Source organism: Flavobacterium pectinovorum, from assembly GCF_022802975.1.
Taxonomy (GTDB): domain Bacteria; phylum Bacteroidota; class Bacteroidia; order Flavobacteriales; family Flavobacteriaceae; genus Flavobacterium; species Flavobacterium pectinovorum_B.
Window position 1 is genome coordinate 34,335 of sequence record NZ_JAFEVZ010000006.1, and the last position, 24,615, is coordinate 58,949.

The following is a 24,615-nucleotide window of genomic DNA, read 5'->3' on the forward strand; positions in this document are numbered from 1 at the left end:
GTAAAAATTAGATTTTCTCAATTGGTCTTTTCTTCAAAAGCTTCAATAAAACAGGAAATGTAGAAATAATTACAATGATAACAATTATATATTCAATATGATGTTTCAAATCAATTCCTTGTTTTAAAAACACGCCATATAAATAATGCCCGGAGAAGATTAGTATAAAAGACCATAAAAAAGAACTTAAAATATTATAAAACATAAATTTCTTTTTATCCATAGAAACTATACCTGCTATAATTGGGGCAAATGTCCTGAAAATTGGCAAAAACCTTGCATAAATAATAGCCTTACCTCCATACTTTTCGAAGAAGTCCTTCGATTGTAAGAGGTATTTCTTTTTAAACCAAAAGCTATCTTCTTTTTTAAATAAATAATAACCGCTTTTGGCTCCAAACCAATACCCGGTCATATTGCCTAAAACTCCCATGACCGCTACCAAAAGTGACAATAAGAAGACATTTAAAAAATCATTAGGAATAAAAATCATATTCTCTATGAGTTCGCGACTGTAGATTCCCGCTAAAAACAATAAGCTGTCTCCAGGCAGAAAAAAACCTGCAAAAAGTCCTGTTTCGGCAAAAACAATAAACAATACAATATACAAACCAATTTGAACTCCTCCCAGGCTTAAATTAATATAAAACTCAGGATTTATTAATTGCGTCCAGTCAAAATTATTCATATACTATATAGGTTTATCATTGAAATTATAAGGCTGTGAAAGTAACAATAATTTAGTTTAACTACAATAAAATATGATATTTTAAACATAAATTAACTATTAAAAAGCCCGGACATTAAAACCCGGGCCGTGAATAATTATTCTCTTTCATATTTACAACAAGAGTGTAAATTATCATAATCTTCCTTAGTTGCTTTTACTTCTTTGGTATCATGTCCTACTTTTGCAACTGCCTTATTTAGATCGGCTGTTGAGCATTTTTCTTCATTTAAAATAACGGTAAGCTGATGTGAGCTTATATCCCAATTGGCAGTTTTTACACCCGGAACGCTAAAGGCTGCTTTTTCGATTCGTTTTTTACATTGTTCGCAATTTCCGTTTACCGCTGTAGTATATTTTAAATTCTTATTTTTTTTAGTTTGAGCCTGAGCCGAAAACCCTAAAAAAGTTACTAATACTAATGTTACAATTATATTTTTCATTTGTTTATTATTTTTTATTAAAGTTGTTTTTATTTTAAAATTGTAATTGCCATTGATCTTTGACATTGGCATTAATCCTTATTTAATTTTGAATCGTAACCCTGCGTAATACATCTGCCCGAAAATTGGTGCATACGCTACAGAAGCATCAAAGTTAGTACCAAATGGATCATCTGCCCCTAAAATTGCTTTCTCCTGTTTGTAATTTCCAATGTTCTCTCCGCCAATATAAACTTCAAAAACTGGCGAAAAAACTCTGGTTACCTGAACATTCATAACAGCATAAGCTGGTGAAAAACCAGGAAACTGATCAGCCACAGGATTTGAAGCTGTATAAGGCAATTGCTGTTTTCCCGACCAATTAAAGGTATAATCAAATTTCCATTGTTTATCATTATTCAAATTGGTTTCGTATTCAAGATTTCCTAAAAAACGATGTTTTGCCTGCAATGGTCTCTGAAAAGTTCCTCTTAAATAATCTGTTTGAATGTCATAATATTTATAAGCGGTTCTCAAATTCAGATTATGAATTAGCTCATAATTAAACTCTACCTGTAAACTATTTGCAAATGAATTTCCTTTTAAATTATAAAACAAAACTTCCTGTGGACTTTGCATCAAATCAACAACTGCCTGGTTTTGAAAATCGGTTCTGTAGATATCGAAACCTGCTTCGGCATTTTTATTGAAAATTTTAAATTTCTGAGAAAAACTCAAACCATAATTCCATGCGATTTCCGGATTCAAACCATAAATTTTCCCGCTATTATCTAAAATCGAAAAAGTTCTCGAACTTGCAAAAAGCTGTTGATTTTCGGCAAAAATATTCGCCGAGCGTTTTCCTCTTCCTGCAGAAAAACGAACAACTCCATCTTTCCAGGGATTGTATCGCATGTGTAAACGAGGCGTTACGAAAAATCCTAAACGATTATGGTTATCTACTCTTCCTCCCAAAATCAAACTAAAATTATCCGTGTTATCATACGTATATTCAAAAAATGCCCCAACCGAATTATCAATACGGCTATAATCGTTTACATTTACAAATTCGCGATATTCATCATAAGTAAAATTTAAACCGGTCGAAAACTTATGCATCGTATTACTGATAATCGAATTAAAAATTAAATTCGAATAAAAACTATTCTGCTTAATATCATACAAATTCAGCCCAAAATAAGAGTTTTGATTATGACTGTTAAAAGCATTTTGAAAACCTATACTTTGATACGGCATGTCTTTAAAAACGTACCCAATTTTTGTCGAAACATCAAAACGTTCTGTATTGATTTCTGACCCCCAACGATTGGTCGTTCCACGATCTGTATCCTTGTCAAAATCAACTTCTCCGGTTTGTTTTTTATCATTCATATATCTGAAATTAATAAAACTTACCAAGCCGCTTTCGGGATTGTAATATTGATATCTGTTTAAAACATTGATTTGTTTTCCTAACGGATTATCCAGAAAACCATCATCGTTCATATCGTTTTTAGCCACACGGGCATTTCCATGAACAAACAAACTTGTCGCCCATTTATCTGATAATTTTTTATTAAAATGTGTATTCAGTTCAAAACGGGCATCGGTAGAACCATAAGCATTCAGAAAAAACGGAATATCATTTAAAGGCTTTAAAAGTTCTGTATTGATTTGTCCCGAAACACTCTCATAACCATTAATAACGCTACCGGCACCTTTGGTAATCTGAACACTTTCTATCCAGGTTCCCGGCGTAAATGACAATCCATACGCTTGAGAAGCACCTCGAACCGAAGGAATATTTTCTTCGGTAATCATTAGATACGGACTCGTTAAGCCCAGCATTTTTATTTGTTTAGTCCCGGTTAAAGCATCAGAAAAATTGACATCGATTGACGGATTAGTTTCGAAACTTTCTGCAAGATTACAACAAGCTGCTTTAAGCAGTTCTTTACTTGTAATTACAGAAGTGTTAGCAGTAAGTGTATAGGATTTCTTAAGTCCTTTTTGCTTTTTTGTGATTTTTACTTCCTCTAAGTCTTCTTGTGCAAACACAGAAACAGAAAGCAAAACCATCACAAAAAGCATGATATTTTTTTGCATAAAAAAAGATTTTAATATTATTTTAGAAACAGTTTTAGATTTTTTTCAATTGAGGAAAAATCTAACAGTAAAATACAAGCCATAGTGACTTGATTCTAAAACATTAAAATCAGGCGTAAAAAATATATTGATGATATAATTTATATAAAGGGGGCGCATTCGCATCAGAATAATACGAAATGACCTGTTTGCTTTTAAAATTTGGAATCGATAAAAAAGCAATTGGTTTGAATTCCTGAATTACTGCCGGAAAAGCAATCTGAAAAAAGAAAATCTTAAAAGTAGCATCATCTGATTGTTTTTCAAAATGAACTACTTTGTCTTTGCAACAGGAAGATTTTTTTTCTTTGGCACCACAGCATTTTTTTTCAGGAGAAACCGATACTGAAGTATTTAATGAAATTGAAGCTATTTTTCCCTGGCAATAATGCACATCAAAAGCAAACCCTATGTTGGAGACCAACAATAGGAACGCTAAAAATAATCCTGTGCATTTCTTTAAATTCATACTGCAAAAGTATTTAAAAAGCTTTAAAAAAAATCTAATAAAATGTTATTTTTTGAGATTTTGCTGCTGATAGTAAAATGCAGGAATAAACAGCAATACAAATATGGGCTGAATAATAAATCTTCTCACGTAAAAAAGAAGCCAGCTCTTATCCGGAAAATATCCGACAATAATAAGAAACGCACCAAAAAGCATTACCAAAAAGAAGAGGTATAAAATTGCACTAAAATTTAAAATCTCCTTGTCTTTAAAAAGTGTATAAATCAAAACAAGGGAAAGAATTGTATTTAAACCGTAACGAAATAACAGATTGCAAAACAATCTTAAAGTGTTTAATCGCGGTAATGTTTTATTGGTAAAATCAGATTCAAAATATTCTAAAAAAGGGTCATAAAATAATTGACTTTCAAAACTACGAATCAGTCCAAAACACAAAACAACAATTACTGTAATCAGAATTTTATCTTTATGTTCTAACAATCTATCTAGCATATTTTGAAAATTTATTCACCCAAAATACCCATAAGATAAAAACCAATCCGTAGATAATTAACGGAAAAAGAACACCATGCAAAAGATGCAGTTTTTCAGGATAACAGAACAACAAAACAGCTAATAATGCAATTCTGATTACATTTAAAATATAAATAAAAAGAGTTCCCGATAAAACAAACAATAAAGTTGTTTTAAGTTTCCCTGAAAAAGCAAGCACAAACGAAACAAATAAAATCATCACACTTACAGCATTACATCCTTCTACGATTCGGATAACATAAGACTTATTGTACCAAACTTCCAAATAAGATCCTAATGAACTTTTCTGAATCAGCACATCACAATTAAATACATCCATTAACCAATAGACATTAGAACCAACAGCAACAGTTATTTCGTCAATTTCATTTGACTCAAAACTATTCAGATAACTTTTATAAATTATGGTAAGCAAAATATAAGCGGCAAAAAAAGTCCCTATAAAAATAAGGAATGGCTTAAATTGAACTAAATATTTTTTCAAGGGATTTTTTTTTTCAAATTTATGTATTTTTTGAGTTCAGCTTTAAATACTTTTGTATAAAATTTTCACATCATGACATTTCAGGAATTACAACCCAAAATAAGCGCTATTGTAGCTGATGCAAATATAACTAGAGACGAAAAATTGTTGACAATCTGTCAATTATTAAATGTAAATATAAAATATTACAATTGGGTTGGTTTTTATTTTGCCAATCATGAAAACAAAACCTTGCATTTAGGGCCTTATGTAGGTGCAGAAACGGATCATACCGTAATTCCTTTTGGGAAAGGGATTTGTGGACAAGTTGCAGAAAGTAACGCAAATTTTGTCGTACCGGATGTTGCAGCTCAGGATAATTATATCGCCTGCAGTTTTACTGTAAAATCAGAAATTGTTGTACCTTTATTTGTAAACGGAGTAAATATTGGACAAATTGACATAGACAGTCATGTAATCGACCCTTTTACAGCAGCTGACGAACGATTTTTAGAATTTGTAAATCAAGAAGTTGCCCAATTATTCTAGAAATCCTATTTTTATTTTATTGTAAAAAATAGATCTGAATGAAAAAAAGCATTTTCATATTGTCCCTCTTTCTAATTTCAGTCAATCTATCTGCACAAATTAACATGGTCTCGAAAAAAATTTTTCTTGACTCATTATACCATGAAACTACACCCGAAAATTATGCTTACACCAGAGTAATTACCAATTATTCTCAGAAAAGTGTCCGTTACGTTGTTACCGACTTTTACAAAAACGGAAGAAAAAAAATGACAGGTTCTACTTTAGACCGAGACAATCTGAAAAAAGACGGAGAGTTTATTTACTATTACAAAAACGGAGCAAAGCAATCTGTTATAAATTATTCTGAAGATCATAAAATTGGCAAAGAAATTAATTGGTACAAAAATCAGAGTAAAAAATCTGAAAAACACAATCTTTGGAATCCCAAAACAAAAACATCTCAGACTTTAATAGTGAATTTTTGGGATGAAAATAAAAATCAAACCGTTGTTGACGGAAAGGGAGAATATGAAGAGGTTGATGGATTTATAACTCAAAAAGGAGAAATAAAAAACGGTTTAAAACAAGGTCTCTGGCAGGGAAATGATTTAGCCAAAAACATTTCGTTTACGGATAATTACGACAAAGGCATTTTAATTTCAGGAGTAAGTACAGATGCAAACAATGTAAAAACCTCTTACACTTCTTTAAGCGAGAAACCTGTGTCCAAGAAAAGCCTCAGATAAAATAAAATCAGCAAATATTTCAGAAGATTTAATTGAAATTTTTAAATTATAATAAAAATACTACTTTAGCACATCTAATCTATCTATGCTTCATTCATGAAAACAACAGTGCGCTTATTATTATTTTTAATTTCAATCAAATTATTCTCTCAAAATCCTGTTGCAGCAAGTAAACTAATTTATCTGGATTCACTATGGGCAGAGACTACAGCAGACAATTACAAATATACCAGACTTATTGAGGCGTATTTTTCTAACAAAGAAAAATATGTTTTCAAAGAATATTACAAATCCTTTGCGATAAAATCTATAGGAACAACTTTAAACAAAGATATTATAAAAAAAGACGGACAGTTCCTAACTTACTATGAAAATGGAAATAAAAAATCAATACAAAACTATTCCGACGGAAAGAAAATAGGAAAAGAATATAACTGGTACGAAAATGGGAACATCAAATCCGAATTAGAATATTCTCAGAATAAAAAAGGAGAAGAAGAATGGAAAATTAATAATTACTGGACCGCACAGAAAGAACAAAAAGTTACGAATGGAGATGGTGATTATGAAATTGTAACAGAACATCAACAAGAAAGCGGAAAAGTCAAAAATGGATTTCCAGAGGGTATATGGAAAGGAAAAAACCTTAAAAGCAAAACCACTTTTACTGAAACTTATGAAAATGGAAAATTAGTTTCAGGCATAAGTAAAGATTCTCTAAATATTGAATATCCTTATACTGTTTTGGATCAACGTCCAAGCCCCAAAAAAGGAATGAGTTCATTTTACAGCTATGTAGGCAAATCATTGTATATTCCAGTAGAAGCAAGAAACAAAGTATCCGGAAAAATACATCTGACTTTTATAGTTGACAAAGATGGAAGTTTAATTGAACCTAAGATATTAAAAGGCATTGGACATGGATTAGACGAAAGTGCAATCACTGTTATTAAGCATGCTAAAAAATGGAATCCCGGTATAAGAAGAGGAACTCCTGTAAGAGTTCTATACTCACTGCCAATTACCATACAAACAGCCAATAAAACATAAAACTCTTAATGGTTCTAAATTTAAATTTACCATTATCTTGTATTTCCAAAAATAAATAGTAATTTTGCACCCGTCTTACAAAAGTTGTATTGACATACATAAAAATCATTAAATAATATTGGAATGTATTTAAGTAAAGAAAAGAAAGAAGAGATTTTCGCACAACACGGTGGTGCAACAAACACTGGAAGCGCAGAAGGTCAAATTGCATTGTTCACGTACAGAATTTCACACTTAACGGAACACTTGAAAAAAAATCGTCACGATTATAACACTGAGCGTTCTCTTGTACTATTAGTAGGTAAAAGAAGAGCTTTGTTGGATTACTTGAAAAAGAAAGAGATCAACAGATATCGTGAGATTATCAAAGTATTGAATATCAGAAAATAATCAATATAGAAAAGAGGTGCGAGAGTGCCTCTTTTTGTTTTTACATTACAAGCATTTACAAGAAAAAAAGTTTGGTTTTTCATTAGGTTTTAGACAACAACTACACACAACAACTACAACACAACTAAAACCCATTGTATAATCAATAAGGAAAAAATTTATGATTCCACAATTATTTGTAGAAAAAATCGATTTAGGTGATGGCAGAAGCATCACAATCGAGACAGGACGTTTAGCCAAACAAGCAGACGGTTCTGTAGTAGTAAGAATGGGCGACACTATGATACTTGCAACAGCAGTTTCAGCTCGCACATCAAACCCAGGCGTTGATTTTTTACCATTAACGGTAGATTATCGCGAAAAATTCGCAGCAGCAGGTCGTTTTCCGGGAGGTTTCTTTAAGAGAGAAGCACGTCCAAGCGACAGCGAAGTATTAACAATGAGATTAGTTGACCGTGTATTACGTCCGCTTTTCCCAGATGATTACCATGCTGAAACACAAGTTATGATTCAGTTAATGTCTCACGACGAAGAAGTGATGCCAGACGCTTTAGCTGGTTTAGCTGCTTCTGCAGCATTAGCCGTTTCAGATATTCCATTTTACAACTTGATTTCTGAAGTTCGTGTTGCACGTATCGACGGAAAATTAGTAATCAATCCAAGCAGAGAAGAATTAGAAAAATCTGATATCGATATGATGATTGGAGCTTCTATGGATTCTGTAGCAATGGTTGAAGGTGAGATGAAAGAAATTTCAGAAGCTGAAATGATCGAAGCTATCAAATTTGCTCACGAAGCTATTAAAGTACAAATTCAGGCGCAATTGCGTTTACAAGCTGCTTTTGGTAAAAAAGAAATTCGTACTTACGAAGGTGAGAAAGAAAACGAAGAAATTTACAAAAAAGTAAAAGCTGCTGCATACGATAAAATTTATGCTATTGCAAAAGTTGGTTCAGCTAAACACGAAAGAGGCGCTGCATTTGCTGAAGTAAAAGAAGAAGTAAAAGCTTTATTTACTGAAGAAGAATTAGCTGCTGACGGTGATTTAGTTTCTAAATATTTCTACAAAACAAACAAAGAAGCTGTTCGTAATGTAGTTTTAGAATTAGGAGTTCGTTTAGATGGTAGAAAAACTACTGACATCAGACCAATCTGGTGTGAAACTGACTATTTACCAAGAGTTCACGGTTCTTCTTTATTTACTCGTGGAGAAACTCAGGCTTTGGCTACTGTAACTTTAGGAACTTCCAGAGAAGCAAACCAAATCGATTCTCCATCTGAACAAGGTGAAGAGAAATTCTACTTACACTATAACTTCCCTCCTTTCTCTACTGGTGAAGCAAAACCATTAAGAGGAACTTCAAGAAGAGAAGTTGGTCACGGTAACTTAGCTCAAAGAGCGTTAAAAAATATGATTCCTGTTGATTGTCCTTACACAATTCGTATTGTTTCTGAAGTTTTAGAATCTAACGGTTCTTCTTCTATGGCAACTGTTTGTGCCGGAACAATGGCCTTAATGGATGCTGGAGTTCAAATGGTAAAACCAGTTTCTGGAATTGCTATGGGATTGATTACTGACGGAGAGAAATTTGCTGTATTGTCTGATATTTTAGGTGACGAAGATCACTTAGGAGATATGGACTTTAAAGTAACTGGAACTGCTGACGGAATCACTGCTTGTCAAATGGATATCAAAATTGACGGATTACGTTATGATATCATGGAACAAGCTTTAGCTCAGGCTCGTGATGGACGTTTACACATTTTAGGAAAATTAACTGAGACAATCGCTGCTCCAAGAGTCGATGTAAAAGCTCATGCACCAAAAATCATTACCAGAACTATTCCTGGAAACTTTATTGGAGCGTTAATTGGACCTGGTGGAAAAGTAATTCAGGAATTACAAAAAGCTACCGGAACAACAATCGTTATTAACGAAGTTGATGAGCAAGGTGTTATCGAAATTTTAGGTACAGATCCTGCCGGAATTGAAGCAGTACTGGCTAAAATTAAGTCAATCACTTTCAAACCACAAATGGGAGAAGCTTATGAGGTAAAAGTAATTAAAATGCTAGATTTTGGAGCTGTAGTAGAATATACTGCTGCGCCAGGAAATGAAGTTTTATTACACGTTTCTGAATTAGCCTGGGAGCGTACAGAAAATGTAACTGATGTTGTAAACATGGGAGATGTTTTCCAAGTAAAATACTTAGGCGTTGATCCTAAAACTAAAAAAGAAAAAGTGTCAAGAAAAGCACTTTTACAAAGACCTCCACGTGAGGAGAAAAAAGAGTAATCAGATCTTAGTTTACTAAAGGTTTATTCATAGGAAACCCCAAATTCAAATAATGAATTTGGGGTTTTTCGTTTCAAAAAATTTCAACTTATGTTATTAATATCAAAACACATTCACTGAAACAAAAAACTTAATATACTTACCCCATACAGGCTTTAGGATTATTTTATAATGATAAAAAAAGTCATAAAAATACCGATCAATAACCAATTATAAATCTTCATAATAGCCAGACATTAAAGCACAAAATCTATTTTCAACCGTATAATCAGCAAGATAGATTGTTACATAGATAAAAAATAGCCGATAGATTTATTATTTTAAAAAAAATATCAACCCTTTGTAACTTTTTTGATACTTCTTACGTATAACTATTTGTACACTTTAAAAAAATAGGGAGACAACAACATGAGACAACTTAAAATCACCAAGCAGGTAACCAACCGTGAAACTGCATCGTTAGACAAATATCTACAAGAAATTGGAAAAGTTGACCTAATTACCGCTGATGAAGAGGTAGAATTAGCACAAAGAATAAAGGCCGGTGATCAAAGAGCATTAGAAAAACTAACAAAAGCCAACCTACGTTTCGTAGTATCTGTGGCTAAACAATATCAAAATCAAGGATTAACTCTTCCTGACTTAATTAATGAAGGAAACTTAGGTTTAATTAAAGCGGCTCAACGTTTTGATGAAACTCGTGGTTTTAAATTTATTTCTTACGCCGTATGGTGGATTCGTCAATCGATTCTTCAGGCTTTGGCAGAACAATCTCGTATTGTTCGTTTACCATTAAACAAAATTGGTTCTATCAATAAAATCAACAAAATGTACGCTTTATTAGAGCAATCTAACGAACGCCCACCTTCTGCTGAGGAAATTGCAAAAGAACTTGACATGACTGTAAATGACGTAAAAGAGTCTATGAAAAACTCTGGTCGTCACTTATCAATGGATGCACCTCTTGTTGAAGGGGAAGATTCTAACCTTTATGACGTTTTACGTTCTGGAGAATCTCCTAACCCAGACAGAGAATTAATTCACGAATCTCTTCGTACTGAAATTGAGCGTTCATTAGAAACATTAACTCCTAGAGAGGCTGATGTTGTTCGTTTGTATTTTGGTCTTGGCGATCAGCACCCAATGACTTTGGAAGAAATTGGAGAAACTTTCGACCTAACTCGTGAGCGTGTTCGTCAGATTAAAGAAAAAGCTATCCGTAGATTAAAACACACTTCAAGAAGTAAAATCCTTAAAACATACTTAGGCTAATTAGTCTTAAAGTTAGAAAGTTCATAAAGTCCAAAAGTCTCTTTTGACTTTTAGACATTTGACTTTCGACTAACAGCAAACAACAGTTTGATTGACTGTTCGTTTTTTGATTGATGATTGAAACTCCGGCTGATTACCGGAGTTTTTTATTTTTTATAATTACCTTTGCAAAAAATAAACTACAGGAGACACACTGCTGTGTGCCTCTACATTAAACAACTACACACAATGAAGAATACACTTATTGCTCCTTCTGTTCTTGCAGCTGATTTTGCTAATTTACAACGTGATATCGAAATGATCAACAACAGCCAGGCTGATTGGTTTCATATTGATATTATGGATGGAGTTTTTGTTCCGAATATCTCTTTTGGAATGCCTGTATTAGAAGCCATTTCGAAACATGCAAAAAAAACAATTGATGTACATTTAATGATTGTAGATCCGGATCGCTATATTAAAACTTTTGCAGACTTGGGAGCAAATATTTTAAGCGTGCATTACGAAGCCTGTACACATCTGCACAGAACTTTACAAGCTATTAAAGCTGAAGGAATGAAAGCAGGAGTTGCCATTAACCCTCATACCAATATCGATTTATTGGAAGATGTCATCAACGATATTGACTTAGTTTGTATTATGAGTGTAAATCCAGGATTTGGCGGACAATCATTTATTGAAAACACTTACGATAAAGTTAAAAAACTAAAAGCCCTGATTACTCGTAAAAATGCTTCAACTCTTATTGAAATTGACGGTGGTGTGACCAATAAAAATGCCAAACAATTAGCAGAAGCAGGAGCAGATGTTTTAGTTGCAGGAAGTTTTGTTTTTAAAGCAGAAAATCCGACAACAACTATTGCCGACTTAAAAGTCCTTACTGCTTTTTAAATTTTTTAAATTAGGAAAGAAATTGATTCCGGTCATTTTCTCTAAGGTTTCAACAGGAACTACAAACTCGTAAATTCCTTTTTGACTTTTTTCATTTGGAACTAAAAAAGCAATAGCCTTATGTTCTTTTCCTGATTTAGTCAAAACAATTTTATAAAAATATTTAGGAACAGAAACTTCTTCTGTTCCTATTTTTTTATCCGAATCCTTCAAAATTCCACCTGTAACAACATATACATTATTATATTTTTCTGCCCAATAACGTACTTTATTCTCTAAACGATTCCAGACTCCGCTATTAAATTCGTGATTTTGAGGCGAAATATTAGAGGTATAAAACGTATCATCATACGCTTTTTTATCAAACTCCATATCGCCTGCCGGACAAAGATGCCCTTTATCATATCCGGATTTTTTATAATTTCTCCAGTCTGCCGACCCGGTTGTTACTTTTGGATCTTCAATAAAATAAGGCCTTTTAAAATCATTATTTTTTAAATACTCCTTTTTTAACTCATACGCTACCCATTCAGCCTGTTCAAATTTTTCATTGTACGATAATGTATAATAATCGTGTTTTACAATTTGTCTGGTTGTAGAAGTTGGTAAATATGCAATTGAATAACCTGATTGAGAAAGATTTTGCGACTGATTTTCAAAAGTATTCTGAGCAAGCAGTGTTACTTTTTTTTCGCTCCCCTCTTTTTTACAAGAAAAAATAAATAACGTAATTAAAAATAAAACAAGTATTTTTTTCATATTTCTGCGATATACATTTTCAAAAAAAGCCCCATAAATTTAACAATATGGAGCTTTAACTTTTATCTAATTTCAAAAAAATTAAGATTTCACTAATTTGTCTTTTTTAATTTTAGAAGAATTCGTTTGTTTATTAATGTTGTTTTTAGACTGCAAATCATCTAATACATTCAAAGCCTCTTCTACATAAACATCTTTTGCTAAAGCCTGGTGCCATGCTTCTCTTTTTTCTTTTAAAGAAGCATCACTAGCCATTTCAAGATTTTCATAAGGCAATGATTTAAAAATCAAATTATTTTTATAGTCCGCAATTGGTTTATATTTTTTGCCTTCGCTTTCTACTTGTTCCTGTGTAGCTTTAAAACTTTTAATATTCAGACTATACGTATTTTCTTTGTTTTTAACATCAATCCATTTAGCATTATCTTCAATTAATTTAAACTGCGGATTTTGAGCAATTCTAAGTTTACTGTTTTGTATCGCCTGATTAAAATTTTCGTTTGAATTCCATACATTATAATTCGCAGGATCTATTTTATCCCAAGGCATTGCATTATCCATATCACGTTCTCCCATTTTTAAATAAGCATAACGATCAGGCATCACGACATCACTTTTTACTCCTTCTAACTGAGTTGAACCACCATTAATTCTATAGAATTTTTGAGCAGTTGCTTTCAATGCTCCAAAATCACCAAAATCACTATTACGAACAAACTGATTTAAATCGATAACGGTTTGTACTGTTCCTTTACCATAAGTTTGTTTACTACCAATGATAACACCACGCTTATAATCCTGAATAGCAGCAGCCAATATTTCAGACGCCGAAGCAGAGAAACTGTTTACCATTATTACCAAAGGACCATCCCACTCTATTTTTTTATCTTTATCATATAAAACCTCTTTCTTTTTTCCGGCAGATTTTACCTGAACAATTGGGCCTTCTTCTATAAACAGCCCTGCAATATCAACTACAGTCGAAAGTGATCCACCACCGTCATCACGCACATCAAGCACAATTCCGCTAATATCTTCTTTTTTAAGTCTTTCAACTTCCAATGCAATATCTTTACCGGCATCACGACCATCTTTATTTTCAAAATCGATATAAAACTTAGGCAGATAGATTACTCCATATTTTAACCCGTTTCTCTCTACAATACTTGATTTAGCGTATGTTTCTTCAATTTCAACTACATCTCTGATAATTGAGATAACTTTAATTGTTCCGTCAACTTTTTTTACCGTAAGTTTTACTTCAGTCCCTTTATGACCTTTAATTTTTTTCACAACATCATCAAGACGCATACCTACAACATCTACAGGCTCGTCATTTCCTTGTGCTACTTTTAGAATTAAATCACCGGCTTCAAGTTCTTTCCCTTTCCAAGCAGGCCCTCCTGAAATCAATTCATCAATTTGAGTAAAATCGTTTTTCTTGGTTAAACGAGCTCCAATTCCTTCTAATTTACCACTAATATTTACATCAAAACGATCTTTTTCCTCTGGAGCAAAATAGCTGGTGTGCGGGTCAAAGCGAGTCATAATTGAATTTACATACACAGAAAACCAATCTTGCTTGTCTAAATCTTTTATTACACTAAAATTATCATCTAATGATTTCAGAGAATTCTCACGCGTTTCTTTCTCAAGAGTCTCAAAAGATTTTATTTTATACGCAGGATCTGCTTTCTTTTTATCTTCCTCTAACTTTTGTTTTGTTACTAAAGAAGAAAGCGTTGATAATTTAATTTGCATTCTCCATCTTTCATTTATTTCAGCAGCATTTTTTGCATAAGGGATTTTCTCATAATCTGCATTAAAAGTTTCATCTATATTATAATTGAATGGTTGCGCCAACAGCACTTTGTATCTTTTTTTGCTTTCTTCCATACGTTTCATTAGTCTTGTGTAAGTAAGATTAAAAAACGTCAAGTCTTTATTAAGGAACTGATCATCCAGCATTAATTCATATTGCTTGAATTCATCAATGTCAGATTGTAGAAAAAATCTTTTTGAAGGATCCAGCGCCTCAATATAATCCTTGAAAATTCCTTTTGAAAAAACATCGTCTATAGGAGGTGGATTATAGTGCCCTTTTTCTATAACAAAAGCCAACAGCTCTAAAAGCATTTTGTCTTTATTAGGATCCGGATCTACAGTTTTATCTGCATTTACCCTGAAAGCAAACAAGGTTACAGACAAGCATAATACGGCTATGAGGATTTTATAATTTCGTTTCATAAATTTAATAATAGCATTCATCAATTTTTTAATCTAAGTTATGGTAAAAACCAAGCCAAAAAAGCCAAGTCTACTATAATTTTTTGTTAAAGATATGAAAATCTTTGAATCGCAAAAAAAGAAGATTATTTAGTTGACAAATTTTAATTTATTTGTTAGTATTCTAAGAAAATCTGTTGTTACATTTGTCTTCAAAATCTTATATTCACTATAATTCTTTACCATGAAAAACAAAAAGCCTTTAATATTAGTAACAAATGACGATGGTATTTCAGCTCCAGGAATCAGGACTTTAATCGATATTATGGCTGCTATTGGTGAAGTGGTGGTGGTTGCACCAGACAAACCGCAAAGCGCAATGGGACATGCCATAACCATTAATAATATGCTTTATCTGGACAAAATTTCTAAAGAAAATGAAGCAATTACACAATATAGCTGCTCCGGAACTCCGGTTGATTGTGTAAAATTGGCAGTGAATGAAATTTTGAAAAGAAAACCTGATTTATGTGTATCCGGAATCAATCACGGTTCAAATTCTTCTATAAATGTAATTTATTCAGGAACGATGAGTGCAGCAGTTGAAGCAGGAATTGAAGGAATTCCGGCCATAGGTTTTTCATTATTAGATTATAATTGGGATGCCGATTTTGAACCTATAAAAACTTTTATAAAAAAAATAGTTTTAGAAACTCTTGAAAAAAAATTACCCCCAGGTGTTATTTTAAATGTCAATTTCCCCAAATTAAAAGAAAAAGAAATCAAAGGCATTAAAATTTGCAGACAGGCAAAAGCACTTTGGGTAGAGAAATTTGATAAAAGACAAACCCCTTTTGGGAAAGACTATTACTGGCTTGCAGGTGAATTTGTAAACCAGGATAAGGGTGAAGATACTGATGAATGGGCATTAGAAAATGGATATATTTCTGTAGTCCCGGTTCAATTTGACTTAACTGCTCATCACGCCATCCAACAACTAAACACCTGGGATTTAAATGAATAAAAAAGACATACTCATAGGTTTTATTATTGGAATTTTCACTTCGTTACTTGGGAGTTACTTATTTATTGCCCTCTTTACAAAATTTGATATTTCAACAAGTCTACAAACTATAAAAGAAAATGGCTATTTCGGAAAAGTGATTACATTAGGTACTACTTTAGACCTGGCTGTTTTTGCATTTTTACTAAAAAAAGATAAGGAATTTATGGCCGGCGGGGTTATTTTAGCCGTGATTGTTTTGGCAATTTCAACTTTACTGACTTAAGTTACTATCTTTGCATTTCATTCCTTTAAAAAATACTATCGCCATACGCAATGAGCATGACCGTAACTTATTTTCAAACACCAGTGAAGATCTGCGAATTACACATGACCGATAAAAATCAATAAGTATCTACATATGAAATACTACATTATTGCAGGTGAAGCTTCCGGCGATTTGCACGGTTCTAATTTAATGAAAGCCTTATATGAAGAAGATCCTGAAGCTGAAATTAGATTTTGGGGAGGAAATTTAATGCAAAAAAAAGGCGGAACTTTAGTAAAACACTATCGTGAGTTAGCTTTTATGGGCTTTGTTGAAGTAATCTTTAATTTGAAAACCATATTAAACAATATTAAATTCTGCAAAAAAGATATTTTAGAATTCAAACCCGATGTCATCATTTTTATTGATTATCCGGGATTCAATATGCGAATTGCAAAATGGGCCAAAACATTACATTATAAAACTCATTATTACATTTCGCCTCAAATTTGGGCCTGGAAAGAAAACCGAATTACGGCCATAAAAAATGATGTAGACAAAATGTTTGTGATTTTGCCTTTCGAAAAAAGCTTTTACGAAGACAAACATGACTTTCCTGTAGAATTTGTTGGACACCCCTTAATTGATGCGATTCATAACCAGCCTGTTTTTGACGAAACTGTTTTTAGACAAGAAAATCAATTGAGTGACAAACCAATTATTGCTGTATTACCAGGGAGCCGCAAACAGGAAATTACAAAAATGCTAAGCGTAATGTTAAGCGTTGTTGATGATTTTAAAGAGTATCAATTTGTAATTGCCGGAGCACCAAGTCAGGATTTTGAATTTTACCAGCAGTTTATTTCGAATAAAAACATCAAGTTTATTTCGAATAAAACGTATGATTTACTTCGATCTTCAACAGCCGCTTTGGTAACTTCAGGAACAGCAACCTTAGAAACAGCACTTTTTAAAGTCCCGGAAGTGGTATGTTACAAAGGAAGCTGGGCATCCTATCAAATTGCCAAACGTATTATTACACTAAAATACATTTCTCTGGTTAATTTAATCATGGATGAAGAAGTTGTAACCGAATTGATTCAAAATGATTGTAACACTAAAAGAATCAAAGAAGAATTACAAAAATTATTAGAACCAATTCATCGTGAAAAATTGTTTAGAAATTATGATATTTTGGAGCAAAAACTAGGCGGAATTGGAGCCAGTAAAAAAACAGCAAAACTTATTGTTGCTGATTTAAAAAAACAATAAAATTTATCATTTTGAAAAAAGCTTTCTTACTAATACTGTTTTCTATTTTGTTAGCATCATGTAAAACCAGCTCAACTGCTGTTAGTAAAGAATCTAAACACGAGTCAAAATACATTGTAAATAATCTGATCGAAACAGCAACAGATAATATTGGCGTTCGCTATAAAGCTGCCGGCACCACCAAAGCTGGTTTTGATTGTTCCGGTTTAGTTTTTTCTACTTTTGAAAAAGAAAACATAAAACTTCCCAGAAGTTCCTATGAACAATCAAAAATTGGAAAAATAATCAAAACTGATGATGCCAAAAAAGGAGATTTAATTTTCTTTAAAACCAATAAAAGCAGACAGATTAATCATGTTGGACTTATAACAGAAGTTTCTCATGACGAAATAAAGTTTATACATTCCTCAACATCTAAAGGAGTGATTATTTCTTCTACAAAAGAAACTTACTATAAAAATTCATTTGTTCAGATTAACAGAATAGTCGAATAACTTTCAATTAAAAAAATCGATATTTTCCTACATTTTTAATACTTTTATACTATGAAAGTATTAAAATTTCCTTTGGCAAAAATTACAATTTGTTTCATAACAGGTGTCTTGACAGCCTATAATTGGCAACCAGATCTGTTTTTAATAAATTCTGCAGTAATTTTGCTACTGCTTACCTTTTCAGTCTCTTATTTATTATCCGGTAAAAACAGCAAATTTACCATCTTCTTTACCATAACGGCTTATCTTATATCCTTTTTTATTGGCTGTTTAACTTTACTATTTCATACGGCATCTTTTCAAAAAACAAATTATACAAATTGCAAAAAAGCTTATGAAAAACCACAAAACATAACACTCTGCCTCCGTGAAAAATTAAAAGGAAATGATTATAATGAGAGATATATTGCTTTAATTAACCAAATTGAAAATCAAAATTATTCAGGAAGAATTATTATAAACATCCAAAAAGACAGCTTACCTGATCGCCTTATAATTGGAAATATAATCCGTTTAAAAACAACCTTACAAAACAACCCTTCACCCAAAAACCCAAATCAGTTTGATTATGGTAAATACTTAAAAGACAAACAAATTTATGCACAGATTTACGCAACAAAATCGGAGCTTAGCATTAATAAAAAATTTAAAAAAGACATCTGGTATTATAATGCAAAATTACATACAAGAATTGTAAATAATCTTACCCGAAACGATTTTAATCAAACTGAAATGAATGTAGCCTTAGCACTCATTTTAGGACAAAGACAAGAAATATCACCTGAAATAGTTCAGGATTATCAATTTTCAGGAGCTACACATATTCTTTCGGTTTCCGGACTTCATGTAGGTTTTATAATGTTGTTTATTACTTTTATTCTAAAACCAATTGGGAATACACCAAAAGGTTCTTTTATAAAATTAATTGCTATTTTAACTTCATTGATTCTATTTGCAATAATCTCCGGTTTATCACCCTGTGTCTTGCGTTCAGTCGTGATGTTTTCATTTCTCGCAATTGGAAATTATTTGCACCGAAGCGATAATACCTATCATACTTTATTGGTTTCCATACTTTTGATATTACTTTTTGAGCCTTACTTTTTATTTGACATAGGTTTTCAACTCAGTTATTTGGCGCTGTTTTTTATTCTTTGGCTACAGCCATTATTAAAGAATTTATGGATTCCTAAAAACAAAATTGTACTAAACCTCTGGAATGTACTGACCGTTTCTTTTGCTGCACAAATTGGAACACTACCCTTATGTCTTTACTATTTCCATCAATTTCCGGGTCTGTTTTTTGTGACCAATATTGTTATTATTCCAATATTAACCTTCATCATGATTGCCGGAATACTAGTTATGATTTTGGCTGTTTTTAATATTGCTCCTCTGTTTTTAATTCAAATCTTAGAAAAAAGCATTTATCTATTAAATAAAATAATTCATTATGTAGCTTCTTTTGATTCGTTTGTAATAAAAAATATCAGTTTCAATAATTACTATTTATTTGCATTTTATCTCTGGATAATAATTAGCATAATTTGGGTAAAGAGACCAAATTATTTTAAATTAACCGGAGTTCTTATCTCGGTAATTATCTTACAGCTTTCCTCTTTATTCACTAAAAAAAACATACAAAGCCAACATGAAATTATTGTTTACAACATCAAGAAAAAAACAATAATTTCTGAAAGAAATGGAGAAAATGTTACTTTTTTTTGTAGTGATGATTTTTTTAAAGCCTCCTCAAAAAACAACATTTTAAATTCTTATCTGGTTGGCAATTTCAGCCACTTAAAAAAGAAAACAAAAATCAAGAACACCTTATATTTTAATAACAAAAAGATTTTTATCCTTGACAGTTCTGGTGTTTATCAAAAAAAGACACAACCTGATATTCTACTTTTAACCCAGTCCCCAAAAATTAATCTGAATCGAATTATAAACAATTTACATCCTAAAATTATTATTGCCGATGCATCCAATTCATATTCCATCCAAAAGTATTGGAAAGCGACTTGTCTCAAACAAAAAATCCCTTTTCACGCGACCAATGAAAAGGGATATTATAAATTGTTGAATTAAGTTTTATTCGCTTGGATGCAAAATAGCATCAGATTCAGCAATCCATGCTTTTGCTCCTCCCGGTTTGTATCCAATTTTACCAAGCGCCTGGAATGTAGTTTTATTTTTTCTAACTGAAGCACTTGCAAAACAAACTTCTGGCAAATCCTGAACCCCAAATGCATTTTTAAGTTTAATATTTTGCTCTTTATCACTGTCAGTTGCATTGATATCAGACAAATCTAATTTAACTAAAATAACATTATCTCTTGACCAAACTGCAAAATCGGGCGTTTTAAAAACTTCATTTTGAAGATTAGCCGGAGCACTCGAAGCCGTAAAAAAAATCAGCATTGGTTTATTCTCATCATTACTGGCAGCAATTGCAGCATCCATACTCGTCTTCCAAACTAAATTTTGGGAATGAAGAGTAATCGAACCTAAAAAGAAAATTAATAGGAGTAATTTTTTTATCATAGTATAAAAGATTTGGTTAGTTAGCAAAACGAAATTAACATTATATTTTAATTATACAAGATTTTTTATTACTAAAAATATACAATATGTTTTTTTTAATGCAATATTTTATCAAAAAACAACATTCTGCAAAACAACCAATAAAAACAACCATATTCCCTACTAAACAAAAAAATCCTCTCACTTTTGAACATGAGAGGATTCTTAATATTATAAAAAAAGATTTTACATTTTTTTAGATTTAATAATTGCGCCAGCAACTGCCAGCCAGCTTGTTGGACCTCCGGCAACGTAACCGGTATTCCCAAGACCATTAAAGTTTACTTTTCCATCTTTGCTTTCTGCGGTTGCAAAGTGAACCGTTGGGTATCCACGAACTCCAAAAGCCTGTTGCAATTCGGCGTTTTGATTAACAATCTCAGGATTTTGAGGCGTTTGAACAGCTCCTCTAGGATAATCCAACTCAACTAAAACAACATTTTCCTTAGCCCATTTTTTAAACTCAGGTGTTTTTAGAACCTCGTTTTGCAAACGAATACACCATCCACACCAAGTACTTCCTGTGAATAATATCATCAAGGGCTTTTTTTCTTTATTACTTATTTTAACCGCTTGTTTCATATCAGTATGCCAATTTAACTCCTGAGCTTCTACCACAAGAGAGCATAAAATAAAAAATGTCAGTAAAAATATTTTTTTCATTTGGTTTTAATTTTCTTCAAATTTAAACAGAATCAACACAGATACCTATCTTACCCCATGCATTAATTTCTTAATAACAGGCGTCATTAAAATTGAAAACAAAGCAACCAAAATTGATATAATCGTCAACATCCAAAAGAAGTAACTTAACCCGTGCTCATTGGCTATTTTATCAATATTCTCACCAAACATACCCGCACCTTTCATTCCGATAGCTACAGCCAAATACCAAACCCCGAACATAAAAGCAATCATACGGGCAGGAACTAACTTACTAACATACGAAAGTCCAACCGGCGAAATACAAAGCTCTCCCATAGTATGAAAAAGATAAACAAGAATTAACCAAATCATACTTACTGAAGCCGTTTTTGCTCCCGGCTCAATACCATTCGCTCCAAAAGCTACGCAAGCCATTCCTAAAGCCAATAATCCCATTCCAATTCCATATTTTAAATTAGCAGAAGGATTGTATTTGCTTTCCCACCATTTAGAAAATAATGGCGCAAGCGAAATAATAAATAATGAATTCAATGTAGAGAACCAAGTTGCCGGAACTTCTGTTAACGCAGTAGTTACCTTGTCAATTTTCAAAGTTTGCAGTGTTGCATCAGATAAAGACAAATAACCCGCAGTATAATAATCTTTAACCAACATCCAGATTGCTATTGCCCAAATAATGACAAAACTAATACTTAAAATAATATTTGCAATGGCGTATAATTTAAATGTCTGTTTAAACAATAAAATTAAAACCCAGGTTATAATAACCAAAGGCAAAATCGTAATTAATGAATTGACTACTAAAAAAATCACACTCCAATTTCCAACCAAAACACGGTCTGTATAATCACTGGCAAAAATGGTCAAACTGTTTGGAGACTGCTCAAAAATTGCCCAGAAGAAGATAGTTAGAAACGCAAAGAAAGTTACCGCTATTAATTTTTCTTTGGTAATTTTAGAATATTGTGTAAATCTATAAACCAACAGGATAATAAAAACGATCAATGCAGAAAGTATTGCAATTGAATTTCCGTTGTCTCCAAGAAAAGAAAAAAGATTCACTTTACCTCCTGATATTTTTGATGCAGGATCGTTTAAAAGCCATAACAATGCTACAATCGCAGAGAAAGCTATTGCTGCCAATTGCAATGGAGAGAAGGGATTTCTTTTGTCAGTATCCAAAGCTTCAGCTTTTGCTTTACTTTCTTTATTAGGCTTTAAGCCAATATCTCCAAAAATATTTTGAGACAACCAAAACTGCAACATTCCGAAAAACATAAAAATTCCAGCCAACCCAAAACCATAACTCCAACCCACTTTTTCTCCTAAATATCCGCAAAGCAAAATTCCGAAAAAGGCGCCTGCATTAACCCCCATATAAAATAAAGTATAGGCTCCATCTTTCTTTTCAGGACGGTCTTTGTACATTTCTGAAACAATAGAAGTCATATTTGGTTTGAAAAAACCATTCCCAAAAACCAACAACACTAATCCAAGGTAGATAGAAAATTCTGTTTCAACCGCCATAGAAGCATGCCCCAACGTCATTAAAACTGCACCTACTACAACAGCCCATCGAAAACCGATTACTTTATCAGCAAAATAACCTCCAAGCATGGTAGACAGATAAACCAATCCTACATAAGAACCGAAAAGTGCAGATGCATTTTCACGAGTCCATCCCCAGCCGCCATCTACAAAAGATGTGGTTAAAAATAATATTAACAACGAACGCATTCCGTAAAACGAAAAACGCTCCCACATTTCTGTAAAAAATAAAACGAATAAACCGGCAGGATGTCCTAAAACGGTACTTTTAAAAAATTGATCTGTATTGTTCTGACTCATTTATATTAATTATTTAATTCTTTATCTACTCCGTGCATTAGTTTTTTGATTATCGGCGAAAGTATTAGCAATAAAAGTCCAACCGCAATTCCTGTATAAAAAAGATATTCAAAAAGCACCAAATAACTTTGTTTTGCCAAATTTAAATCCGGAGCTGTACCATTTGAAGTGTCAACTGAAGCTATGTTTGCTAAAATAGAAGCAATAAATTCAGAACTTGCTGTAGCCAAAAACCAAACCCCCATCATGAATCCTACGATTTTTGCCGGAGATAATTTTGTAACAGCAGAAAGTCCAACAGGAGATAAACATAATTCTCCACAAGTATGTAAAAAGTAAGTCAGGATCAACCAAATCATCGCTACTTTACCAAGTCCAGACAAGCTTATACCCAAAACCAAAGAACCAAAACCTAATCCTACCAGCAATAATGCCATAGAAAATTTTACGGCTGTATTTGGATTATATTTTCCAAGCTTTACCCATAACCATGCAAAAACAGGAGCTAGCAATATAATAAACAAAGCATTAAAACTCAAAAATTGCCCAGCAGAAATAGTGTGCCCAAAAAAGTCTCTATCTAAAATTCTGTCTGCAAATAAATTTAATGAAGTATAAGCCTGCTCAAACAAAGCCCAGAAAATAACCGTAAAAACAATTAAAATAGTCAAAGCCATAAGTTGCTCTCTGGCTTTTTTATCCAATTGAGTAATGCTGTAATAAATAATATAAACCACAGAGACCGCACCGGCTATCATTAAAGTCATTGATACAGCTTCATGTCTTTGTACCATTTGCCAAAAAACCAATGAAGACAAAACACTCAAAGCATAAATTAACCATTCATTCTTTACACCAAAAGATTTTTGCTCTAATAATTCCGGAACTTTAGATTCTCCTTTTCCCTTCAAGAGTTTTCTTCCCGAAATAAAAGTTACCAATCCAAAGAACATTCCAACACCTGCAGCACCAAATCCGTAACTCCAGCCATATTTTTCTCCCAACCATACACAGATTAAAGTAGCCAGAAAAGACCCTAAATTGATCCCCATATAAAACAAGGTAAAACCCGAATCCCTTCTTTTATCTCCTACTTCATACAGTTCTCCAACTAACGATGAAATATTTGCTTTTAAAAAACCAACACCCACAATAATTAACGAAAGAGAAAAATAAAATATTTGCAACGCTGAATTATCCCGAATAATTTCGCCAGTAACAGATTGTGTTGCGGCATTTCCTTCATAAGCCATACCTAAATGACCTAAAACAAGCATTATTCCGCCAAATACAATTGCCTTTCTAAAGCCTAAATACCGGTCAGCAATAAAACCTCCAATTACCGGAACTGCATATACTAAAGCGGCATAACTTCCTATCAATAAATTTCCGTTTACGTCTGTAAAAAGATGGTAACGTGTTAAATAAAATATCAATAATGCTTTCATTCCGTAAAATGAAAAGCGTTCCCACATTTCCGTAAAAAACAATATAAAAAGGGCTTTTGGATGTCCAAAAAATTCTTCTTTATTTAATGAGTTGTTTGCCATAAAGCGC

Annotated in this window: 24 protein-coding genes; 12 read left to right on the forward strand and 12 right to left on the reverse strand. The window is 32.5% G+C overall.

Annotated elements, in window-relative coordinates; translation table 11 throughout:
• Nucleotides 1–7: 7 nt before the first annotated feature.
• The 6 genes from FLV_RS10190 to xrtF all read right to left on the reverse strand — a co-directional run bounded on the left by FLV_RS10190 (nucleotide 8) and on the right by xrtF (nucleotide 4,781).
• Complete coding sequence (locus FLV_RS10190; RefSeq protein ID WP_243233579.1) at nucleotides 8–688, reverse strand: DedA family protein; 681 nt, start codon at nucleotides 686–688, stop codon at nucleotides 8–10.
• Nucleotides 689–825: 137 nt separating this feature from the next.
• Entirely contained in the window at nucleotides 826–1,170 is a 345-nt protein-coding gene (locus FLV_RS10195; protein WP_243233581.1) for a heavy-metal-associated domain-containing protein, read from the reverse strand.
• A 78-nt stretch (nucleotides 1,171–1,248) separates the two neighbouring features.
• Nucleotides 1,249–3,255: a TonB-dependent receptor plug domain-containing protein gene (locus FLV_RS10200; RefSeq protein ID WP_243233583.1), complete on the reverse strand. Its 2,007-nt coding sequence runs from the start codon at nucleotides 3,253–3,255 to the stop codon at nucleotides 1,249–1,251.
• A 109-nt stretch (nucleotides 3,256–3,364) separates the two neighbouring features.
• Nucleotides 3,365–3,763, reverse strand: a complete 399-nt coding sequence (locus FLV_RS10205) for an HYC_CC_PP family protein (protein ID WP_243233584.1) — start codon at nucleotides 3,761–3,763, stop codon at nucleotides 3,365–3,367.
• Between the two features lie 45 nt (nucleotides 3,764–3,808).
• Nucleotides 3,809–4,255: an exosortase F system-associated membrane protein gene (locus tag FLV_RS10210; protein WP_243233585.1), complete on the reverse strand. Its 447-nt coding sequence runs from the start codon at nucleotides 4,253–4,255 to the stop codon at nucleotides 3,809–3,811.
• Nucleotides 4,245–4,781, reverse strand: coding sequence for an exosortase family protein XrtF (gene xrtF / locus FLV_RS10215; protein ID WP_243233588.1), 537 nt, complete (start codon nucleotides 4,779–4,781; stop codon nucleotides 4,245–4,247). Before xrtF ends, FLV_RS10210 begins: the two co-directional genes overlap by 11 nt.
• Before the next feature lie 72 nt (nucleotides 4,782–4,853).
• On the opposite strand from xrtF, the gene FLV_RS10220 reads away from it, so the two are divergent.
• From FLV_RS10220 to rpe, 7 genes are all read left to right on the forward strand, one after another.
• Complete coding sequence (locus tag FLV_RS10220) at nucleotides 4,854–5,309, forward strand: GAF domain-containing protein (protein ID WP_243233591.1); 456 nt, start codon at nucleotides 4,854–4,856, stop codon at nucleotides 5,307–5,309.
• A 104-nt stretch (nucleotides 5,310–5,413) separates the two neighbouring features.
• Nucleotides 5,414–6,037: a hypothetical protein gene (locus FLV_RS10225; RefSeq protein WP_243233592.1), complete on the forward strand. Its 624-nt coding sequence runs from the start codon at nucleotides 5,414–5,416 to the stop codon at nucleotides 6,035–6,037.
• 96 nt (nucleotides 6,038–6,133) lie between these two features.
• Nucleotides 6,134–7,087: an energy transducer TonB gene (locus tag FLV_RS10230; RefSeq protein WP_243233594.1), complete on the forward strand. Its 954-nt coding sequence runs from the start codon at nucleotides 6,134–6,136 to the stop codon at nucleotides 7,085–7,087.
• 123 nt (nucleotides 7,088–7,210) lie between these two features.
• Nucleotides 7,211–7,477 (forward strand): 30S ribosomal protein S15, encoded by a 267-nt coding sequence (gene rpsO, locus FLV_RS10235; RefSeq protein WP_099710550.1) that lies wholly within the window; start codon nucleotides 7,211–7,213, stop codon nucleotides 7,475–7,477.
• 160 nt (nucleotides 7,478–7,637) lie between these two features.
• Entirely contained in the window at nucleotides 7,638–9,773 is a 2,136-nt protein-coding gene (locus FLV_RS10240; protein WP_243233597.1) for a polyribonucleotide nucleotidyltransferase, read from the forward strand.
• A gap of 408 nt (nucleotides 9,774–10,181) precedes the next feature.
• A complete protein-coding gene (locus tag FLV_RS10245) occupies nucleotides 10,182–11,045 on the forward strand; it encodes an RNA polymerase sigma factor RpoD/SigA (RefSeq protein ID WP_007804760.1) in 864 nt (287 codons plus the stop codon).
• Between the two features lie 228 nt (nucleotides 11,046–11,273).
• Nucleotides 11,274–11,936 carry a ribulose-phosphate 3-epimerase gene (gene rpe / locus FLV_RS10250; RefSeq protein ID WP_243233598.1) on the forward strand — a complete coding sequence of 221 codons (663 nt, stop codon included), beginning with the start codon at nucleotides 11,274–11,276 and terminating at the stop codon, nucleotides 11,934–11,936.
• On the opposite strand, the gene FLV_RS10255 is transcribed toward rpe, so the two are convergent.
• Nucleotides 11,913–12,695: a DNA/RNA non-specific endonuclease gene (locus tag FLV_RS10255; protein WP_243233599.1), complete on the reverse strand. Its 783-nt coding sequence runs from the start codon at nucleotides 12,693–12,695 to the stop codon at nucleotides 11,913–11,915. The genes rpe and FLV_RS10255 overlap by 24 nt on opposite strands.
• 81 nt (nucleotides 12,696–12,776) lie before the next feature.
• On the reverse strand, nucleotides 12,777–14,963 hold the full coding sequence (locus tag FLV_RS10260; protein WP_243233601.1) for a carboxy terminal-processing peptidase: 2,187 nt from the start codon (nucleotides 14,961–14,963) through the stop codon (nucleotides 12,777–12,779).
• 202 nt (nucleotides 14,964–15,165) lie between these two features.
• Here FLV_RS10260 and surE point away from each other — a divergent pair, with 202 nt between their 5' ends.
• The 5 genes from surE to FLV_RS10285 all read left to right on the forward strand — a co-directional run bounded on the left by surE (nucleotide 15,166) and on the right by FLV_RS10285 (nucleotide 20,049).
• Nucleotides 15,166–15,945: a 5'/3'-nucleotidase SurE gene (gene surE / locus FLV_RS10265; protein ID WP_243233603.1), complete on the forward strand. Its 780-nt coding sequence runs from the start codon at nucleotides 15,166–15,168 to the stop codon at nucleotides 15,943–15,945.
• Nucleotides 15,938–16,210, forward strand: a complete 273-nt coding sequence (locus FLV_RS10270; RefSeq protein ID WP_243233605.1) for a hypothetical protein — start codon at nucleotides 15,938–15,940, stop codon at nucleotides 16,208–16,210. Before surE ends, FLV_RS10270 begins: the two co-directional genes overlap by 8 nt.
• 135 nt (nucleotides 16,211–16,345) lie before the next feature.
• Complete coding sequence (gene lpxB / locus FLV_RS10275; RefSeq protein WP_243233606.1) at nucleotides 16,346–17,464, forward strand: lipid-A-disaccharide synthase; 1,119 nt, start codon at nucleotides 16,346–16,348, stop codon at nucleotides 17,462–17,464.
• 11 nt (nucleotides 17,465–17,475) lie between these two features.
• Nucleotides 17,476–17,958, forward strand: coding sequence for a C40 family peptidase (locus FLV_RS10280; protein ID WP_243233607.1), 483 nt, complete (start codon nucleotides 17,476–17,478; stop codon nucleotides 17,956–17,958).
• A 51-nt stretch (nucleotides 17,959–18,009) separates the two neighbouring features.
• Nucleotides 18,010–20,049 (forward strand): ComEC/Rec2 family competence protein, encoded by a 2,040-nt coding sequence (locus FLV_RS10285; protein ID WP_243233608.1) that lies wholly within the window; start codon nucleotides 18,010–18,012, stop codon nucleotides 20,047–20,049.
• 3 nt (nucleotides 20,050–20,052) lie between these two features.
• On the opposite strand, the gene FLV_RS10290 is transcribed toward FLV_RS10285, so the two are convergent.
• From FLV_RS10290 to FLV_RS10305, 4 genes are all read right to left on the reverse strand, one after another.
• Nucleotides 20,053–20,505 (reverse strand): thioredoxin family protein, encoded by a 453-nt coding sequence (locus FLV_RS10290; RefSeq protein WP_243233609.1) that lies wholly within the window; start codon nucleotides 20,503–20,505, stop codon nucleotides 20,053–20,055.
• A gap of 225 nt (nucleotides 20,506–20,730) precedes the next feature.
• Complete coding sequence (locus tag FLV_RS10295; protein WP_243233610.1) at nucleotides 20,731–21,207, reverse strand: thioredoxin family protein; 477 nt, start codon at nucleotides 21,205–21,207, stop codon at nucleotides 20,731–20,733.
• A gap of 45 nt (nucleotides 21,208–21,252) precedes the next feature.
• On the reverse strand, nucleotides 21,253–23,058 hold the full coding sequence (locus tag FLV_RS10300; protein ID WP_243233612.1) for a peptide MFS transporter: 1,806 nt from the start codon (nucleotides 23,056–23,058) through the stop codon (nucleotides 21,253–21,255).
• Nucleotides 23,059–23,063: 5 nt separating this feature from the next.
• Nucleotides 23,064–24,608 (reverse strand): peptide MFS transporter, encoded by a 1,545-nt coding sequence (locus tag FLV_RS10305; RefSeq protein ID WP_243233613.1) that lies wholly within the window; start codon nucleotides 24,606–24,608, stop codon nucleotides 23,064–23,066.
• Nucleotides 24,609–24,615: the final 7 nt, after the last annotated feature.

Coding starts and splice junctions, on each gene's coding strand:
- FLV_RS10190 (WP_243233579.1), bottom strand. CDS start 688: ATGAATAATTTTGACTGGACGCAATTAATAAATCCTGAGTTTTATATT.
- FLV_RS10195 (WP_243233581.1), bottom strand. CDS start 1,170: ATGAAAAATATAATTGTAACATTAGTATTAGTAACTTTTTTAGGGTTT.
- FLV_RS10200 (WP_243233583.1), bottom strand. CDS start 3,255: ATGCAAAAAAATATCATGCTTTTTGTGATGGTTTTGCTTTCTGTTTCT.
- FLV_RS10205 (WP_243233584.1), bottom strand. CDS start 3,763: ATGAATTTAAAGAAATGCACAGGATTATTTTTAGCGTTCCTATTGTTG.
- FLV_RS10210 (WP_243233585.1), bottom strand. CDS start 4,255: ATGCTAGATAGATTGTTAGAACATAAAGATAAAATTCTGATTACAGTA.
- FLV_RS10220 (WP_243233591.1), top strand. CDS start 4,854: ATGACATTTCAGGAATTACAACCCAAAATAAGCGCTATTGTAGCTGAT.
- FLV_RS10225 (WP_243233592.1), top strand. CDS start 5,414: ATGGTCTCGAAAAAAATTTTTCTTGACTCATTATACCATGAAACTACA.
- FLV_RS10230 (WP_243233594.1), top strand. CDS start 6,134: ATGAAAACAACAGTGCGCTTATTATTATTTTTAATTTCAATCAAATTA.
- rpsO (WP_099710550.1), top strand. CDS start 7,211: ATGTATTTAAGTAAAGAAAAGAAAGAAGAGATTTTCGCACAACACGGT.
- FLV_RS10240 (WP_243233597.1), top strand. CDS start 7,638: ATGATTCCACAATTATTTGTAGAAAAAATCGATTTAGGTGATGGCAGA.
- FLV_RS10245 (WP_007804760.1), top strand. CDS start 10,182: ATGAGACAACTTAAAATCACCAAGCAGGTAACCAACCGTGAAACTGCA.
- rpe (WP_243233598.1), top strand. CDS start 11,274: ATGAAGAATACACTTATTGCTCCTTCTGTTCTTGCAGCTGATTTTGCT.
- FLV_RS10255 (WP_243233599.1), bottom strand. CDS start 12,695: ATGAAAAAAATACTTGTTTTATTTTTAATTACGTTATTTATTTTTTCT.
- FLV_RS10260 (WP_243233601.1), bottom strand. CDS start 14,963: ATGAATGCTATTATTAAATTTATGAAACGAAATTATAAAATCCTCATA.
- surE (WP_243233603.1), top strand. CDS start 15,166: ATGAAAAACAAAAAGCCTTTAATATTAGTAACAAATGACGATGGTATT.
- FLV_RS10270 (WP_243233605.1), top strand. CDS start 15,938: ATGAATAAAAAAGACATACTCATAGGTTTTATTATTGGAATTTTCACT.
- lpxB (WP_243233606.1), top strand. CDS start 16,346: ATGAAATACTACATTATTGCAGGTGAAGCTTCCGGCGATTTGCACGGT.
- FLV_RS10285 (WP_243233608.1), top strand. CDS start 18,010: ATGAAAGTATTAAAATTTCCTTTGGCAAAAATTACAATTTGTTTCATA.
- FLV_RS10290 (WP_243233609.1), bottom strand. CDS start 20,505: ATGATAAAAAAATTACTCCTATTAATTTTCTTTTTAGGTTCGATTACT.
- FLV_RS10295 (WP_243233610.1), bottom strand. CDS start 21,207: ATGAAAAAAATATTTTTACTGACATTTTTTATTTTATGCTCTCTTGTG.
- FLV_RS10300 (WP_243233612.1), bottom strand. CDS start 23,058: ATGAGTCAGAACAATACAGATCAATTTTTTAAAAGTACCGTTTTAGGA.
- FLV_RS10305 (WP_243233613.1), bottom strand. CDS start 24,608: ATGGCAAACAACTCATTAAATAAAGAAGAATTTTTTGGACATCCAAAA.